The sequence below is a fragment of the Streptomyces sp. NPDC046557 genome, assembly GCF_040645975.1.
GTDB lineage: Bacteria > Actinomycetota > Actinomycetes > Streptomycetales > Streptomycetaceae > Streptomyces.
The window spans coordinates 189,845-204,843 of the sequence record NZ_JBEYZH010000009.1 but is presented as its reverse complement, the minus strand read 5'-3'; the positions used below and the strand labels follow the sequence as shown (position 1 = coordinate 204,843).

General features: G+C 73.7%; 15 protein-coding genes. 6 read left to right on the top strand and 9 right to left on the bottom strand.

Translation table 11 applies throughout. The features are described 5' to 3' along the window. Positions 1 to 319: 319 nt before the first annotated feature. On the top strand, positions 320 to 697 hold the full coding sequence (locus ABZ934_RS18975; RefSeq protein WP_361314285.1) for a DUF1844 domain-containing protein: 378 nt from the start codon (positions 320 to 322) through the stop codon (positions 695 to 697). A gap of 99 nt (positions 698 to 796) precedes the next feature. Here ABZ934_RS18975 and ABZ934_RS18970 read toward each other — a convergent pair whose 3' ends face one another. Genes ABZ934_RS18970 through ABZ934_RS18960 form a run of 3 tightly spaced genes read right to left on the bottom strand, consistent with a single transcriptional unit; the run spans position 797 to position 3,506 of the window. Continuing rightward, complete coding sequence (locus ABZ934_RS18970; RefSeq protein WP_361314282.1) at positions 797 to 1,537, bottom strand: SseB family protein; 741 nt, start codon at positions 1,535 to 1,537, stop codon at positions 797 to 799. Positions 1,538 to 1,539: 2 nt separating this feature from the next. Next, positions 1,540 to 2,718: a type VII secretion-associated serine protease mycosin gene (mycP, locus tag ABZ934_RS18965; protein ID WP_361314279.1), complete on the bottom strand. Its 1,179-nt coding sequence runs from the start codon at positions 2,716 to 2,718 to the stop codon at positions 1,540 to 1,542. Continuing rightward, positions 2,715 to 3,506: a hypothetical protein gene (locus ABZ934_RS18960; protein ID WP_361314276.1), complete on the bottom strand. Its 792-nt coding sequence runs from the start codon at positions 3,504 to 3,506 to the stop codon at positions 2,715 to 2,717. Before ABZ934_RS18960 ends, mycP begins: the two co-directional genes overlap by 4 nt. A 155-nt stretch (positions 3,507 to 3,661) precedes the next feature. Here ABZ934_RS18960 and ABZ934_RS18955 point away from each other — a divergent pair, with 155 nt between their 5' ends. Both ABZ934_RS18955 and ABZ934_RS18950 read left to right on the top strand, forming a co-directional pair. Then, positions 3,662 to 4,855 carry an amino acid deaminase/aldolase gene (locus ABZ934_RS18955; protein ID WP_361314274.1) on the top strand — a complete coding sequence of 398 codons (1,194 nt, stop codon included), beginning with the start codon at positions 3,662 to 3,664 and terminating at the stop codon, positions 4,853 to 4,855. Between the two features lie 71 nt (positions 4,856 to 4,926). Continuing rightward, positions 4,927 to 5,448, top strand: coding sequence for an FBP domain-containing protein (locus tag ABZ934_RS18950; protein WP_361314271.1), 522 nt, complete (start codon positions 4,927 to 4,929; stop codon positions 5,446 to 5,448). A gap of 9 nt (positions 5,449 to 5,457) precedes the next feature. Here ABZ934_RS18950 and ABZ934_RS18945 read toward each other — a convergent pair whose 3' ends face one another. The 4 genes from ABZ934_RS18945 to ABZ934_RS18930 all read right to left on the bottom strand — a co-directional run bounded on the left by ABZ934_RS18945 (position 5,458) and on the right by ABZ934_RS18930 (position 10,455). Further along, complete coding sequence (locus ABZ934_RS18945) at positions 5,458 to 6,765, bottom strand: haloacid dehalogenase-like hydrolase (protein WP_361314268.1); 1,308 nt, start codon at positions 6,763 to 6,765, stop codon at positions 5,458 to 5,460. 125 nt (positions 6,766 to 6,890) lie between these two features. Continuing rightward, entirely contained in the window at positions 6,891 to 7,676 is a 786-nt protein-coding gene (locus tag ABZ934_RS18940; RefSeq protein WP_361314265.1) for a 3-oxoacyl-ACP reductase, read from the bottom strand. Between the two features lie 5 nt (positions 7,677 to 7,681). Continuing rightward, entirely contained in the window at positions 7,682 to 9,052 is a 1,371-nt protein-coding gene (locus ABZ934_RS18935) for an aldehyde dehydrogenase family protein (RefSeq protein WP_361314366.1), read from the bottom strand. Between the two features lie 38 nt (positions 9,053 to 9,090). Further along, positions 9,091 to 10,455: a glutamine synthetase family protein gene (locus ABZ934_RS18930; protein ID WP_361314262.1), complete on the bottom strand. Its 1,365-nt coding sequence runs from the start codon at positions 10,453 to 10,455 to the stop codon at positions 9,091 to 9,093. A gap of 86 nt (positions 10,456 to 10,541) precedes the next feature. Between ABZ934_RS18930 and ABZ934_RS18925 the strand changes: the two genes are divergently transcribed. From ABZ934_RS18925 to ABZ934_RS18915, 3 genes are all read left to right on the top strand, one after another. Continuing rightward, on the top strand, positions 10,542 to 11,279 hold the full coding sequence (locus ABZ934_RS18925) for an FCD domain-containing protein (protein ID WP_361314364.1): 738 nt from the start codon (positions 10,542 to 10,544) through the stop codon (positions 11,277 to 11,279). Positions 11,280 to 11,470: 191 nt separating this feature from the next. Further along, positions 11,471 to 12,940: an ethanolamine permease gene (eat, locus tag ABZ934_RS18920; RefSeq protein ID WP_361314259.1), complete on the top strand. Its 1,470-nt coding sequence runs from the start codon at positions 11,471 to 11,473 to the stop codon at positions 12,938 to 12,940. Between the two features lie 44 nt (positions 12,941 to 12,984). Beyond that, positions 12,985 to 13,716 (top strand): gamma-glutamyl-gamma-aminobutyrate hydrolase family protein, encoded by a 732-nt coding sequence (locus ABZ934_RS18915; RefSeq protein ID WP_361314257.1) that lies wholly within the window; start codon positions 12,985 to 12,987, stop codon positions 13,714 to 13,716. A gap of 67 nt (positions 13,717 to 13,783) precedes the next feature. On the opposite strand, the gene ABZ934_RS18910 is transcribed toward ABZ934_RS18915, so the two are convergent. Together ABZ934_RS18910 and ABZ934_RS18905 are read right to left on the bottom strand one after the other, a co-directional pair. Beyond that, the gene (locus tag ABZ934_RS18910; RefSeq protein ID WP_361314254.1) at positions 13,784 to 13,975 is read right to left on the bottom strand and encodes a DUF1059 domain-containing protein; all 192 of its coding nucleotides are present in this window, start codon (positions 13,973 to 13,975) and stop codon (positions 13,784 to 13,786) included. 96 nt (positions 13,976 to 14,071) lie between these two features. Continuing rightward, complete coding sequence (locus ABZ934_RS18905) at positions 14,072 to 14,995, bottom strand: LysR family transcriptional regulator (RefSeq protein WP_361314251.1); 924 nt, start codon at positions 14,993 to 14,995, stop codon at positions 14,072 to 14,074. Positions 14,996 to 14,999 lie beyond the last annotated feature (4 nt).

Genomic DNA, 14,999 nt, shown 5'->3' with positions numbered 1-14,999 from the left:
TCAGACCGGCCTCGGCGGGATACGAAAAAAGCCCCGCCGGGACACAGGCAGGGGCTCCAACACAACCGGAGCACCGTCGCGTGCGAACCGCGGGGCGCAAACTCGGGCGGCTTTCCATCGTCCGTACGGAACGATGGATACCGCCTGACCGGTGACCCGCCGCCCCGGAAGGCGGTCAGGTGGGAGAATCGGAGCCTCCACTTGTGGGCCGGGGACATAGTCTCCGGCCGGTCGTAGCCCAATATAGCATTCCGCGCCAGAGCCGCTCACCCGGAGCGGGCGGTCGGGGGCCGGCGCGACCCGGCTTATCGTGTGAAGCATGACTGACGCGACCCCCACCCCCGCCACCGAGGCCGAGACGGCCCCCGACTACGACGCCATGACCCGCGACATCGCGGACGTGCCCGCCGTCGAGGTGATCACCACGGTGGCCGTGCACCTGCTGAGCGCCGCGGCGGTCAACCTGGGCCTGGACAAGCCCGACTCCGAGCACAAGGACCTCGACGAGGCCCGCAAGCTGATCACCGCCCTCGCCGGTCTGGTCACCGCGAGCGCCACCGAGATCAGCTCCTTCCACGCGGCCCCGCTGCGCGACGGCCTCAAGTCGCTCCAGCTCGCCTTCCGCGAGGCGTCGATCGTCCCGGACGAGCCGGGCCAGGGCCCGGGCGAGAAGTTCACGGGCCCCGTGTACGCGTAACACCGCGCGTCCCGACGCCGGAAGGGCCGGGAGCGCCGCACGGCGGCTCTCCCGGCCCTTCCGCGTGTACGGACCCGGGCGGCGAGCCCGGCACGCGCCTCAGCGCGTGAAGAGCGGCTCCCCCGGCGGCGCCGCGGCGGTCGCCGGCAGCAGGGCCAGGTCCAGCCCCCGCACCAACCGGCCGCGCAGGGTCTCGTCGGCCGCGAGCGCCTCGGCGACCCGTCGGGCGGCGGCCGGGCCGCCCTCGTCGGTGGCCGGTACGAGCGCGAGGGTGCCGTCGGAGCCCGCGCCCCCCGGGCCGAGGTGGGCGCGCAGCACGTCCGGCTCCCCCTCCACCGCGGCGCGTACGGCCTCGCGCACGGCGGGGTCCGCCAGCGGGTCGGGGTCCGTACGGCCCTCCGCGAGGGCCAGCAGGGCCGGGCCGGTGAGCTGGTACGGGACGGGACCGGCCAGGTCGACCACGATCGTGTCGGCCTTCTCGTGCGCGGCGGCCGCCAGCGCCTGGTGCAGCGGGACCGCCACCGGCCGGGCCGCCGGGTCCCACAGCGCGAGCGACTCCGTCGAGGTGAAGGCGGGCAGGGCCCGGCGGTCGCCCGCGGTCAGGGTGGGGACGGCCATGTCGCTGGTCTTCTCGCGCCTCAGGCCCGTCTCGGGGTCGGTCTCGACCTCGCCGAGCAGGGCGACGACGGGGACCAGCAGGCGGGCGCCCTTGAGGGCGGCCAGCACCTGCGGTTCGCGCGAGCGGTCCTGCGCCCAGGCGGCCAGGGCCGCGCTCAGCGCGGGATCGGCGGAGCCGTCGTCGTCGGAGAAACCGGGATCGGGGATGTTCTTGTTCGCCACAGTTAACCGACCCTATCCCGCCGCGGGCCGCGCGGACGCCGGGCCAGTACGGCGGCCAGCACCAGCAGCGCCGCACCGGCGACGGCCGCCGCCGGGGCGCCCAGCCGGGGCCGCCGCTGAGGGCGGGCGGCCGGCTCGGGGCCGGGGCCGAAGTAGGGGCGGCCGGCCGCGACGGGCGTGGGCAGCGGGGCCTCGGGGCGGAGCCGGTCCGCGCCTTGGAGCGCGGCGACGGCGTCCACCGTGCCGTACCCGCGGGAGTCGTCGCGGCCGCCCGCCGGGGCGTCCGAGGCGGTGTCCCGGAGCAACTTCTTGATCTGGGCCGGGGACAGGCCGGGATGGGCGGCCTTGACCAGGGCGACCGTTCCGGAGACGAAGGCGGCGGCGGCGCTGGTGCCCCAGCCCTCGTAGTAGCTGCGGTCCGGGTCGGCGCTGACCACGTCGACGCCGGGGGCGCTGACGGTGGCGTACCAGTGGCGGGTGGAGAAGTCCGCCTTGCGGCCCGCCCGGTCGACGGCGGTGACCGCGATCACCCCGGGATAGGCGGCCGGGTAGGAGATGGGGTCGCCGTGTTCGCCGCCGTTGCCCGCCGAGGCGACGACCACCACACCCTTGCCGAGGGCGTACTGGACCGCCTCGTCCTCGGCGCCTTCGTGGTGGGCGGATTCGCTGTCGTCGCCCAGCGAGAGGTTGATGACGTCGGCGCCGTGGTCGGCGGCCCAGCGGATGCCTTCGGCGAGGGCGCCCGACCTGCTGTCGCGGGCCTTGGCCCGGCCGGGGTCGCTCTCCTCCAGGATCACCCGGACCGGAAGGATCTTGGCGCGCGGGGCGACGCCGAGGACGCCCTGGGCGCGGTCGGGGCCGTGGCCGCGCCCGGCGATGAGGGCGGCCATCGCGGTGCCGTGGCGCGCCCACGCGCGGTCGCCCCGGCCGGCGCCCATGCCGACGAGGTCGGCGCCGTCGAGGACCTGACCGGCGAGGTCGGGATGGGTGCCGTCGACCCCGGTGTCCACGACGGCGACCGTGACCCCCTCGCCCTGGGTGGTGCCCCACGCCTCTTCGGCGCGCAGGGTGAGCAGGCCCCACTGGCGGTCGCGGACGGTGTCGGCGGTCGCGGGGTGGGCGCCGGCGGCGGTGACGAGGGCCGCGACGGACAGGGCCGCCGCCGTACGGGTTCGGCTCATCGGTCGGACTCCGGGTCCGTGCGGTGCGACGTCGGCGGGGCGGCGAGGTCCTCGACGGCGCGTTCGAGCCGCCCGGTGACGGCCTTGGCCTCGTGGCCCAGGCCGGCCTGGGCCGGCGCCCCGACGGCGGCGGGCCGGGCGGCCTCCTCGGCCGGCTGGGGCGCGTCCTGGACCCGGCCGTCGGCGAAGGCGGAGACGGCGTAGACGACGGCCGGGGCCCCGACGACGACGCCCGCGGCCCAGGTGGCGCGCTGCGGGTCGGTGAAGCCGTAGGCGGAGGGGGCGGGGAGGCGGCCCCGCAGCCCGTCCATGGTGGCGGAGTCGGCGGTGGTGAAGACCAGGCCGACGCTGACCAGGGAGCTGCGGGTGGCGTCGGTGTAGGTGGCGCGCAGGACGTGGGCGCAGCCGGCGGCGGCCAGGGCGCTGCGCCAGTCCGCGTTGAGGGCGGCGGGGCCGCAGTCGGCGTCGGGGGCGAGGGCGATCCTGGTCCACGTGCGGTCGGCGCCGCCGGGACCGTCACCGGGGCCGTCGAGCACGGGCGGGAAGAGGCGGTCGACGGGGGCGTCGCGCCACAGCGAACCGGCCGCGCGGTAGGCGGCTTCGGCCGGCAGGGGGCGGTGGGCGGCGCGGTGGTCGTTCCAGGCGGTGACGGCGGCCCCGGCGGTGAGGCCGGTGCCGAGGAGCGCGCAGAGCACGGCGGCGGTGATCCGGGCAGGGCCCCGGCGGCCGGTGATCGCCCCCGGTCCGGGTCCGGCGAGGTCCGCGGGCAGCGGTGTAGACGTCGTCATCCGGCGGCTCCGCCCCCCGTTCGTCCGCTGCGGCCTTGTCCGTACTCTACGAGGTCGCGCGGGCCCGCCGGCGGCGTCCCCCGGACGGCGGGACGGTCCAAGGGACCGCGGCGGACCCCTTACCGGTGGGTACACCGGCGTGACAGGCTGCCGCCATGACTTCCGACCGTGCCCGGTACGACGCGGCCACCGCCCACCTCGACGCGCCGCTGGCGATCGTCGACCTGGAGGCGTTCGACGCCAATGCCGACGACCTCGTCCGCCGCGCATGCGGCAAGTCGATCCGCGTGGCCAGCAAGTCCGTGCGGTGCCGGACGCTCCTCGAACGGGTGCTGGGCCGGCCCGGGTTCGCCGGGATCATGTCGTACACCCTCGCGGAGAGCATCTGGCTGGCCCGTTCCGGTTTCGAGGACGTGCTCCTCGCCTATCCCTCCGCCGACCGCGCCGGTTTCGCCGAACTCGCCGGTGACCCGAAGCTCTCCTCGGCCGTCACCGTGATGGTCGACGACCCGGCGCAGTTGGAGCTGATCGACCGCGCCCGTGAGGGCGGCGCCCAGGAGATCCGGGTCTGCCTGGAGTTGGACACCGCCCTGCGTCTGCTCGGCGGCAGGATCCGCGTCGGGGCCCGCCGTTCGCCGCTGCGCGAGCCGGCCCAACTCGCGGCGCTCGCCCGTGCCGTGAGCACCCGACCGGGGTTCCGGGTGGTGGGACTGATGGGCTACGAGGGCCACGTCGCCGGGGTCGGCGACCTCCTCGCGGGGCGCCCCCTGCGCTCACGGGCGATCCGGCTGATGCAGGCCGCGGCGCGCAAGGAGCTCGCCGCCCGCCGGGCCGAGGCGGTGCGGGCGGTGCGGGCCGTCGTCCCGGAGCTGGAGTTCGTCAACGGCGGCGGCACCGGCAGCGTGCAGCAGACCGCCGCCGAGGACGCCGTCACGGAGATCGCCGCCGGTTCGGGGCTCTACGTGCCGCGCCTGTTCGACAACTACACCTCGTTCCGAGGGCGCCCGGCCGCCCTCTTCGCCCAGCCGGTGGTGCGCCGGCCCGGCGTCGGGGTGGTAACGGTGCTGGGCGGCGGCTACCCGGCCTCCGGCGCGGCCGGCCCCGACCGGCTCCCGCAGCCGTACCTGCCGTCGGGACTGCGCTACGACCCGCAGGAGGGCGCGGGCGAGGTGCAGACACCGCTCCTGGGCGGCCCGGCCGACGACCTGCTGATCGGGGACCGGGTCTGGTTCCGCCACGCCAAGGCCGGTGAGCTGTGCGAACGCTTCGACGCGCTGCACCTGGTCGAGGGCGACCGGGTGACGGCCACCGTCCCGACCTACCGGGGCGAGGGCCGCACCTTCCTGTGAGGCGGCGGGGTGAGCGCGGTGGGGTGAATATCGGATGACCGCGGTCCGTACCGGCACGTAACGTGCTTTCCATGGACCCGCTCACCGAACAACAGATCCGTTCGTCCTTCGTGAACTGCAGCAAGGGCGAGGCGGCCCGGCTGAAGCTGCCCCCGGACTTCTCCGAACTGCCCTGGGACGACCTGGACTTCCTCGGCTGGGTGGATCCGGGCGCGCCGCTGCGCGCCCACATCGTGCGGCCCGGGGCCGGCGGTCCTCCGGTCGGCATCACCCTGCGGGTGCCGGGGGCGAACCGGGCGGGCGCGTTCAAGTCCAGCATCTGCCAGATCTGTCTGACCGGGCACGCCTCCTCCGGCGTCGCCCTCCTCGTCGCCCCCCTGGCCGGGGCGCGTGGCCGGGAGGGCAACAGCGTGGGCACCTACCTCTGCGCCGACCTCGCCTGTTCCCTCTACATGCGGGGCAAGCGGCAGCCGAAGCTGCGGACGCGCGGGTACGAGGAGACGCTGTCCCCAGAGGAGCGCGTCGCGCGCGCCGAGGCGAACCTGGACGCCTTCACCGCCAAGGTCACCGGCGTCACGGGTGTCACCGGCTGAGACCTCCGGTCAGAACACCGAGTCCGTCTGGTCCGGGACGACGCTGCCGTCGGCCCGGCGGACGGGGCCAGGCGTGCCGTCATGGCCGATGTACCCGGTCGTCGCGCACGGGTAGGGGTCGCTCTTCGGCTTCTTCGGCTCGATGAACATGGGGTTCACGATCCACGCGCCGTCGCTGTTGTCGTAGGCGCGGCACATCAGTTCGTTCTTGTTCCGGTTCAGCACGAGCCGCAGCGCGGTCGCGTCGCGCAGGAACGATACGTCGGTGTCGGAGTCGCCCGCCGCGAAGACCTGGCGCCGGGCCGCCGGCCGGACCTTCTCGGCGGCGGCTCCGCGTACTCCGAAGACCTCCTGGTTGATCCAGCAGCGCTTGCCGTCGATGTACGGGATCATCGCGTCCGCGCCGTCCCCCACCGACCCGCAGCCCTTGAGGTGGGCGGTGAACCTGCCGTCGGGCGTGGTGGTGTTGCGGATGCCGATGACGTGGTCGGCGGTGACGTCGACGCCCTTCGCCCAGACCTCCACCACGGGCTGGGGCGAGGCGGAGCTGATCCACACGTCGAAGCCGGCCTTCCTGAGCGCGTTGATCAGGTCCCTCTGCTGGTCGTAGTAGCGCACCCAGCCGGTGGCGGTGGCGCTGCCGACCCGCTGGGTGGCGCCGACGGGCGCGGCGAGGTTCTCGGCGCGGGCGGCTGACGCGAAGCCGCGGACCTCGGCGGCGCTCCACCCCCGCGTCAGTTGCGACAGCCAGGCGTAGGCGGGTTCGACCGTGCGGTGGTCCCAGCCGGCGAAGGCGGGGGCGCCTGTCCGGGTGGCCGCGGTGCCGTAGACGGCCAGCACCTCGTCCGCGCAGGCGGTGCCCGCGGGGGTGCCGGTGGGCAGCGGGGCGCCGGGCCGGGCGAGGGGGTCGCAGGCGGCGGCCAGGGCCCGGACGGCGTCCGGGGTGAGGTAGCGGCTGGTGGACGACCAATCGCCGGTGCCGGGCCGGCGGATCTTGCCGTTGCGCAGCAGCCAGTACATCGTGGCGTCCCCGACGTCGTTCTTGACGACGGTGTTGTCCCAGTCGAAGACGGCGACGGGCTTGGCGCGGGCGGCCTGGAGCGGATCGCAGGTCGCGTACCGGTCGATCAACCGCTGGAGCCGCGCCCGGTTGTCCCCGTACCAGCCGGTTCCGAGCTCCGGGGTGGTGCAGCGGGCGCCGGGTGCGGCCTGGGCGGCGGGGACGGTGGCGGCGAGGGCACCGGCGGCCAGCGCGAGGGCGGCGGCCACGGCCTGGAGCCGGCGGGCGCGGGTGGGGCGGGGCACGGGGGTGGTCACGGGGGACGCTCCTGCTCTACGAAGATCACCGGAGGCGGGGGGACGGTGGGGCACGACGGCCGGGCGTCCTGTGACGCCCGGCCGTCGGGGGATCGTGTAGGCCCTGTCGGTGCGCCCGGGGCGTCCTACAGGGGCGTGACGTACGCGCCGGAGATGCCGCCGTCCACGAGGAAGTCGGTGGCGTTGATGAAGGAGGAGTCGTCGCTGGCGAGGAACGCGACGGCGGCGGCGATCTCGGTGGGTTCGGCGAACCGGCCCAGCGGGATGTGTACCAGGCGCCGGGCGGCCCGCTCGGGGTCCTTGGCGAACAGTTCCTGGAGCAGCGGGGTGTTGACGGGTCCCGGGCACAGGGCGTTGACGCGGATGCCCTCGCGGGCGAACTGCACGCCGAGTTCGCGGGACATGGCGAGGACGCCGCCCTTGGACGCGGTGTAGGAGATCTGGGAGGTGGCGGCGCCCATGACGGCCACGAAGGAGGCGGTGTTGATGATGGAGCCGCGGCCCTGGCGCTGCATGTAGGGCAGGGCGGCCTTGCAGCAGAGGTAGACGGAGGTGAGGTTGACGTCCTGGACGCGCTTCCATGCCTCCAGGCCGGTGGTGAGGATGGAGTCGTCGTCCGGCGGGGAGATGCCGGCGTTGTTGAAGGCGATGTCGACGGAGCCGTAGGTGTCGAAGGCGGTCTTGAAGAGGGCTTCGACCTCCTCGGGGCTGGTGACGTCGACCTTGACGAAGGTGCCGCCGACCTCCTCGGCCGCGGCCTTGCCGGCGGTCTCGTCGATGTCGCCGCAGACGACGTCGGCGCCTTCGGAGGCCAGGCGGCGGGCGGTGGCGAGGCCGATGCCGCTGCCGGCGCCGGTGATGACGGCGGTACGGCCGACCAGGCGGCGGCAGATGCTCTCTTCGTGGGACATGCGGTTCAGACCTCCGTGCTGATGAAGACGTTCTTGGTCTCGGTGAATGCGGTCAGGGCGTCGGGTCCGAGCTCCCGGCCGAGACCGGACTGCTTGTAGCCGCCGAAGGGGGTCCAGTAGCGGACGCTGCTGTGGGAGTTGACGGACAGGTTGCCGGCGGCGACGGCGCGCGAGACGCGCAGGGCGCGGCCGATGTCGCGGGTCCAGAGGGAGCCGGAGAGGCCGTAGTCGGTGGCGTTGGCCAGGCGTACGGCGTCCTCCTCGTCCTCGAAGGGCAGGACGACGGCGACCGGGCCGAACACCTCCTCGACGGCCACGGGCGCGGTGGGGGCGACGTCCGTGACGAGGGTGGGCGGGTACCAGAAGCCGGGCCCGTCCGGGGCGGTGCCGCGGGTGGTGGTGAGGTCGTCGGTGACGTAGCCGCGGACGCGTTCCAGTTGGGCGCGCGAGATGAGCGGGCCCATCTGGGTCTTCTCGTCGGCCGGGTCGCCGACGCGCACGTCCTGGAGGGCGGGGGCGAGGAGTTCCAGGAACCTGTCGTAGGCGGAGCGCTGGACGAGGATGCGGGTGCGGGCACAGCAGTCCTGGCCGGTGTTGTCGAGGAAGGCCATGGGGGCGGCGGCCGCCGCGGCCTCGATGTCGGCGTCGGCGAAGACGATGTTGGGACTCTTGCCGCCGAGTTCGAGGGTGACCCGCTTCACCCGGTCGGCGCACTTGGCCATGATCCGCTTGCCGACCGCGGTGGAGCCCGTGAAGACGATCTTCGCGACTCCGGGGTGTTCCACGAGCGCGTCACCGGTGACGGCGCCCGGTCCGGGGAGCACCTGGAACAGGTGCTCGGGGATCCCGGCTTCGAGGGCGAGCTCGGCGAGGCGCAGGGCGGTGAGGGGGGTGGTCTCGGCGGGCTTGAGAAGGACGGCGTTGCCGGCGGCGAGGGCCGGGGCCAAGGCCCAGGCGGCGATCGGCATGGGGAAGTTCCAGGGCGCGATCACGCCGATGACGCCGAGGGGTTCGAGGAAGGTGACGTCGATGCCGCCGGCGACCGGGATCTGTCGGCCGGAGAGCCGTTCGACTCCCCCGGCCGCGAAGTCGAGGAGGTCGCGTACGTTGCCCGCCTCCCAGCGGGCGTTGCCGATGGTGTGACCGGCTTCGCGGACCTCCAACAGGGCGAGTTCCTCGAGGTGTCCGTCCACCACCGCGGCGAAGCGGCGCAGCAGCCTGGCGCGGTCGGCGGGGGCCGCGGCCGCCCAGCCGCGCTGCGCGGCGGCGGCTCTGGCGACGGCGGCGTCGACGTCGTCCCGTGTGGCGGTCGGGACGGTGGCGACGAGTTCCTCGGTGGCCGGGTTCAGGACGCGCAGGGCGGAGGGGGCCGGCAGATCGGACACGTGGTGCCTCACAGACTTCTCCAAGGGGGTTACAGGCGTTCGAAGGAGCGGCGCAGTTCCCAGTCGGTGACCGCCGAGTCGTAGGCGTCGAGTTCGACGCGGGCCATGTTGCGGTAGTGGGCGACGACCTCGGGACCGAAGGCGGCCTTGGCGATCTCGCTGTTCTCCCAGAGTTCCGCGGCCTCGCGCAGCGTGCTCGGGACGTGGGCGAAGTCGGCGGTGTAGGCGTTGCCGGTGCAGGGCTCCGGCGGTTCGAGGCGGTTCTCGATGCCGTAGAGCCCGGCGGCGACGAGTCCGGCGACGGCGAGGTAGGGGTTGACGTCGCCGCCGGGGAGGCGGTTCTCGAAGCGGGTGGAGCGGCCGTGGCCGACCACGCGCAGGGCGCAGGTCCGGTTGTCCACGCCCCAGGCGACGGCGGTCGGGGCGAAGGATCCGGGCCGGAAACGCTTGTACGAGTTGATGTTCGGGGCGTAGAGAAGGGAGAAGTCGCGCAGCGCGGCGAGTTGGCCGGCCAGGAAGTGGCGCATCACCGGGGACATGCCGCCGGGGCCGTCCCCGGCCATCGCGTTGTGGCCGTCGGCGTTGGTGAGCGAGAGGTGGATGTGGCAGGAGTTGCCCTCGCGCTCGTCGTACTTGGCCATGAAGGTGAGCGAGACGCCTTCTTGGGCGGCGATCTCCTTGGCGCCCGTCTTGTAGACGGAGTGCTGGTCGCAGGTGGTGAGCGCGTCGTCGTAGCGGAAGACGATCTCGTGTTGGCCGAGGTTGCACTCGCCCTTGGCGGACTCGACGACCAGGCCGGCGGCCTGCATCTCGTTGCGGATGCGGCGCAGCAGGGGCTCGATGCGACCGGTGCCGAGGACGGAGTAGTCGATGTTGTACTGGTTGGCGGGGGTCAGGTCGCGGTAGCCGGAGTTCCACGCCTGTTCGTAGGTGTCCTTGAACACCATGAACTCCAGCTCGGTGCCGACCATCGCGGTGTAGCCGTGTTCGGCGAGGCGCTCCAGTTGGCGGCGCAGGATCTGTCGGGGCGCGGCGACGACGGGCGTGCCGTCGTTCCAGGCGAGGTCGGCGAGGACGAAGGCGCTGCCGGGGTTCCACGGGATGCGGCGCAGGGTGGCGAGGTCGGGGTGCATGGCGAAGTCGCCGTAGCCGCGGTCCCAGGAGGACATCTCGTAGCCGTCGACGGTGTTCATCTCGGTGTCGACGGCGAGCAGGTAGTTGCAGCCCTCGGTGCCGTGGGCGAGGACTTCGTCGAGGAAGAACTGTGCGGCGAACCGCTTGCCCTGGAGGCGCCCTTGCATGTCGGGGAAGGCCAGGACGACTGTGTCGATCTCGCCGCCGGCGACCAGGGAGCGGAGCTCCTCGGGCGCGAGCGGGGGCTTGCGGTCTACCACTGGAATCTCTCCTTCGGTGAGCCGAGTGGGCCTAAGGTATTGAACAGAACCATTGCTTGGGAAGGGGTGGAGGCCAGATGACCGACATGGCGAGTGAGGGCGACGCGATCGCGCGGCTGAATCCCGTGCTGCGACAGGTGCGGGCGGGCAACGGTTTCGAGGAGGCACTGGAGCAGATCCTCCAGGTGGTCCGGCTGGGACTGGTACCTGGCGGGGAACGGCTGCCGCCCGAGCGGGAGTTGGCGGAGCGGATGGGCATCAGCCGGGTCACGCTGCGCGAGGTGCTGAAGGTACTCCAGGACCAGGGCCTGGTGGAGGCACGGCGCGGCCGGTACGGCGGAACGTTTGTGCTGGCCCGCCCCGACACGCCGGCCGACGGCGCCGAGCGGGAGTTGCGGCGCCGGGTCGCGGGGGTGGACATCGAGGACGCGCTGCGGTTCCGCGAGGTCCTGGAGGTGGGCGCGGCGGGCCTGTGCGCCTCGCACGGACTCACCGAGGAGGGCACGGAACGGCTGCTGGGCGCCCTCGCCGCCACCCACGACGCCCCGCTCCAGGACTACCGCCGCCAGGACACCCTCTTCCACCTCACCCTGTGCGAACTGGCCGGTTCCCCCACCCTGACGGCCCAGTACGCGGCCGTCAGGGCCACCGTCAACGACCTGCTGGACTGCATCCCGCTGCTGGTGCGCAACCTGGAGCACTCCCAGCAGCAGCACACCGCGCTCGTCGAGGCGGTGCTGGAGCGGGACGCGGAATCGGCCCGGGAGACGATGCGCGAGCACTGCTGCGGCACGGCCGCGCTGCTGCGCGGTTTCCTGGCGTGAACCGCCCCGGGCGGCCGATTCGCCCGGCATGAACCCTCCCGGGCGGCGCCGGGCCGAGAGGGTTTCGTAACCCCCGTTTAACGCGTGGGTCTTGCGCGCTCCACCCGCGTGACGCAAAGGTACGCCCAACAACCATTGCCCGCGTCACTCCCCTCATCCGTTGCACCACCTTGCCCCAGGCAGGAGCGCACATGGCCGACGACATCGAGGCCCGGCTGACCGCCGCGCCCGGACCCACCAAGGCCCCGGAGGCCGGCGACTCGTACTTGGAACGCCGCACGCTGCGCCGCGGCAGCGCCGGCTGGCTGCTGCTCACCGGCCTCGGGGTCGCCTACGTCGTCTCCGGCGACTTCTCCGGCTGGAACGTCGGCCTCGCCCAGGGCGGGTTCGGCGGCCTCGCCATCGCGACCGCCCTGATGGGCGCGATGTACGCCTGCCTGGTGTTCTCGCTCGCGGAGCTGTCCGCCATCCTGCCGACGGCCGGCGGCGGTTACGGCTTCGCCCGCCGGGCACTGGGCACCTGGGGCGGATTCCTCACCGGTACGGCCATCCTCATCGAATACATCCTGGCGCCCGCCGCGATCTCCATCTTCATCGGCGACTACGTCGAGTCGCTGCACCTCTTCGGCCTCACCTCCGGGTGGCCCGTCTACCTCGCCTGCTTCGCGGTGTTCATCGGCATCCACCTGTGGGGCGTGGGCGAGGCCCTGCGCTTCTCGCTCGTCGTCACCGCCGTCGCCGTGCTCGCGCTCCTCGTCTTCGCGCTGGGCGCCTTCACCGAGTTCGACCCGTCCCGCCTCGACGACATCGCCGTCGACACCACGGCCGCCGGCGCGAGTTCGTGGCTGCCGCTCGGTTTCCTCGGCATCTGGGCCGCGTTCCCCTTCGGCATGTGGTTCTTCCTGGGGGTGGAGGGCGTACCGCTGGCGGCCGAGGAGGCCAAGGACCCTGTGCGCTCGATGCCCCGCGCACTGTCGATCTCCATGGGCATCCTCGTCCTGCTGGCCCTCATGACGTTCCTGGCCTCCACCGGCACCCGCGGCGCGGACGCCCTCAAGGACGCGGGCAACCCGCTGGTCGTCGCGCTGGAGGGCGATGCGCGGCTGTCCTGGCTGAAGACCTTCGTCAACTACGCCGGTCTCGCCGGGCTCGTGGCCTCCTTCTTCTCGCTCATCTACGCGGGCTCCCGCCAACTCTTCGCCCTCTCCCGGGCCGGCTACCTGCCGCGCTTCCTGTCCCTCACCTCCAAGCGCAAGGCCCCCTACCTGGGCCTGTTGATACCCGGCGCGATCGGTTTCGCGCTGGCCGCCGCCACCGGGAACGGCCCGCGCATGCTGAACATCGCGGTGTTCGGCGCGACCATCTCGTACGCCCTGATGGCCCTGTCCCACATCGTGCTGCGGCGCCGCGAGCCGGGCCTGGAGCGCCCGTACCGCACGCCGGGCGGCGCCGTCACCTCCTCGGTGGCCTTCGTCCTGGCCCTCTCCGCGCTGGTCGCCACCTTCCTGGTGGACCAGGACGCGGCGTTCATCGCGCTGGCCGTCTACGCCGTCGCCCTCGCCTACTTCGCCTTCTACAGCCGCCACCGCCTGGTCGCCTCCGCGCCCGAGGAGGAGTTCGCGGCGCTGGCCGAAGCCGAGGCGGAATTGACCCGCGACTGAAATCCTGACGCTGACCCGGATCCCGTCCACCCGGAGGTAGAACCGTGCCCAGGCCGCTCATCGGCATCACCACCTATGTGGAGGAGTCCACCCGCTACGGCGTGTGGGACCTCGCGACGTCCCTCGTCCCCTCCGGGTACCACGAACTCGTTCAGGCGGCGGGCGGCGCGGCCGTCCTGCTGCCCCCGGACGAACCCTCCCGGGCGGGCGAGGTACTGAGCCGGGTGGACGGGCTGGTCATCGCCGGCGGCCCCGACGTGGACCCGGTGCACTACGGCGCCGTGCGCGATCCCCGTACGGGCGCACCCGCGACGGTCCGCGACACCTGGGAGCTCGCGCTCATCAGGGCCGCCCTGGAGTCCGGCGCCCCGCTGCTCGGCATCTGCCGGGGCATGCAGGCCCTGAACGTGGCCCTGGGCGGCACGCTGATCCAGCACATCGACGGCCATGTGCACACCCCCGGCGTGACGTCCTGGCACCCGGTCCGCCCGGTCGACGGCACCCGCTACGCGGCGCTGGTCCCGGAGGAGGCGGACGTCCCGACCTACCACCACCAGGCGGTGGACCGGCTGGGCGAGGGGCTCGTCGTCTCGGCGCACGCGCTGGACGGCACGATCGAGGCCGTCGAACTCACGGACCCGGACCGTTGGGTGGTGGGCGTCCAGTGGCACCCGGAGCGGGACAAGGACACCCGGGTGATGGCGGCACTGGTGGACGCGGCGGCGGAGTTCAACCTCACGACGCCCGGCGCGACCCTGGCCCCCGCCGCCCTGTAGGGACGGGCCGGGCGGCAGCCCGGGCTCGCACCCGGGCCCGCCTACCCGGCCCTCGTCGCCTGACGGCTCAGGCGTGCTGCGGGACCTCGTCCTTCATGGCCGCCTTGAGCTGCTCGCGCAGCTCCGCGCTCGCCGTGTGCCCGTGCACGGACACGGCATGCTCCTCCGCGGCGCGGACCAGTTCCGCCTCCTCACCCGACATGAAGAGGCTGCAATTCGATTCACTCGGGAATTCGCGGCAGTCGATCATCTTGCGCATCACGCGCCTCCTCGGATCCGACTGCCTCCATTGTCCGCCCGTACCGTCACCGCGGCGAACCCGGCCCGCCCGGCCGGCTGGACCGGCGCCGGCCGGTCAGGCACGGGCCCGGGTCAACGACAGCAGGTCGCGGGCCGGACCGGCCGGGCGGGCGCCCGTCGGCCAGACGGCCCGCAGCGCCCGCGCCAGCCCGGCCCCGACGACGGGTACCTCCACCAGCCGCCGGGAGCCCAGCTCGTCCCCCACCACCAGTTCCGACAGCACGCACGGCCCCGCCCCGCTGAGCGCCGCCGACTTCACCGCGGTGGTGGACGCCAGCTCCAGCAGCGGCTGCGCCAGCCCCCCGGACGCGGCCAGCGCCGCGTCCAGCACCTGCCGGGTCCCCGACCCCTGCTCGCGCAGGATCAGCGGGGTCGCCGCCAGCTCCGCGGCCGCCACCCCGCGCGAGCGCCGCGCCCAGGGGTGCCCCGGCGCCACCGCCACCACGAGCCGGTCCTGCGCGATCACCACCGAGTCCAGTCCGTCCGGTACGGAGAGCCCCTCCACGAAGCCCAGGTCCGCCTCGTGCGCGAGGACCAGCTCGGCGACCAGCGCCGAGTTCCCCGCGTGCAGGGACACCGCCGTGCCCGGCCGCTGCCCCCGCAGCGCGATCAGCCACCCCGGCAGCAGGTACTCCGCGATGGTCATGCTGGCCGCGACCCGCAGCCGCGAGTCCCGCCGCCCCCGCAGCGCCTGCGCGCCCACGTCGAACGCCTCGGCCGCCTCCACCACCCGCCGGGCCCAGTCCGTGACCAGGGCGCCCTCCGCCGTCAGCGTCGACCCGCGCGGCGAGCGGTCCACCAGCGCCACCCCGAGCCGGGTCTCCATCGCCCGGATCCGGCTGCTCGCCGCCGGCTGGGTGATGCCCAGCCGCCGGGCCGCTCCGCTCAGACTGCCGACCCGCGCGACCGCGAGCAGCAGCTCCAGCGCGCCCAGGTCCGGCACGCGGTGCGCCAGCGGCACCCACTCCTCGTTACCCATAAAT

Excerpts from the sequence above, each read along its gene's own strand:
- ABZ934_RS18975 (WP_361314285.1), top strand. The coding sequence starts at position 320 with ATGACTGACGCGACCCCCACCCCCGCCACCGAGGCCGAGACGGCCCCC.
- mycP (WP_361314279.1), bottom strand. The coding sequence starts at position 2,718 with ATGAGCCGAACCCGTACGGCGGCGGCCCTGTCCGTCGCGGCCCTCGTC.
- ABZ934_RS18960 (WP_361314276.1), bottom strand. The coding sequence starts at position 3,506 with ATGACGACGTCTACACCGCTGCCCGCGGACCTCGCCGGACCCGGACCG.
- ABZ934_RS18955 (WP_361314274.1), top strand. The coding sequence starts at position 3,662 with ATGACTTCCGACCGTGCCCGGTACGACGCGGCCACCGCCCACCTCGAC.
- ABZ934_RS18950 (WP_361314271.1), top strand. The coding sequence starts at position 4,927 with ATGGACCCGCTCACCGAACAACAGATCCGTTCGTCCTTCGTGAACTGC.
- ABZ934_RS18940 (WP_361314265.1), bottom strand. The coding sequence starts at position 7,676 with ATGTCCCACGAAGAGAGCATCTGCCGCCGCCTGGTCGGCCGTACCGCC.
- ABZ934_RS18925 (WP_361314364.1), top strand. The coding sequence starts at position 10,542 with ATGGCGAGTGAGGGCGACGCGATCGCGCGGCTGAATCCCGTGCTGCGA.
- eat (WP_361314259.1), top strand. The coding sequence starts at position 11,471 with ATGGCCGACGACATCGAGGCCCGGCTGACCGCCGCGCCCGGACCCACC.
- ABZ934_RS18910 (WP_361314254.1), bottom strand. The coding sequence starts at position 13,975 with ATGCGCAAGATGATCGACTGCCGCGAATTCCCGAGTGAATCGAATTGC.
- ABZ934_RS18905 (WP_361314251.1), bottom strand. The coding sequence starts at position 14,995 with ATGGGTAACGAGGAGTGGGTGCCGCTGGCGCACCGCGTGCCGGACCTG.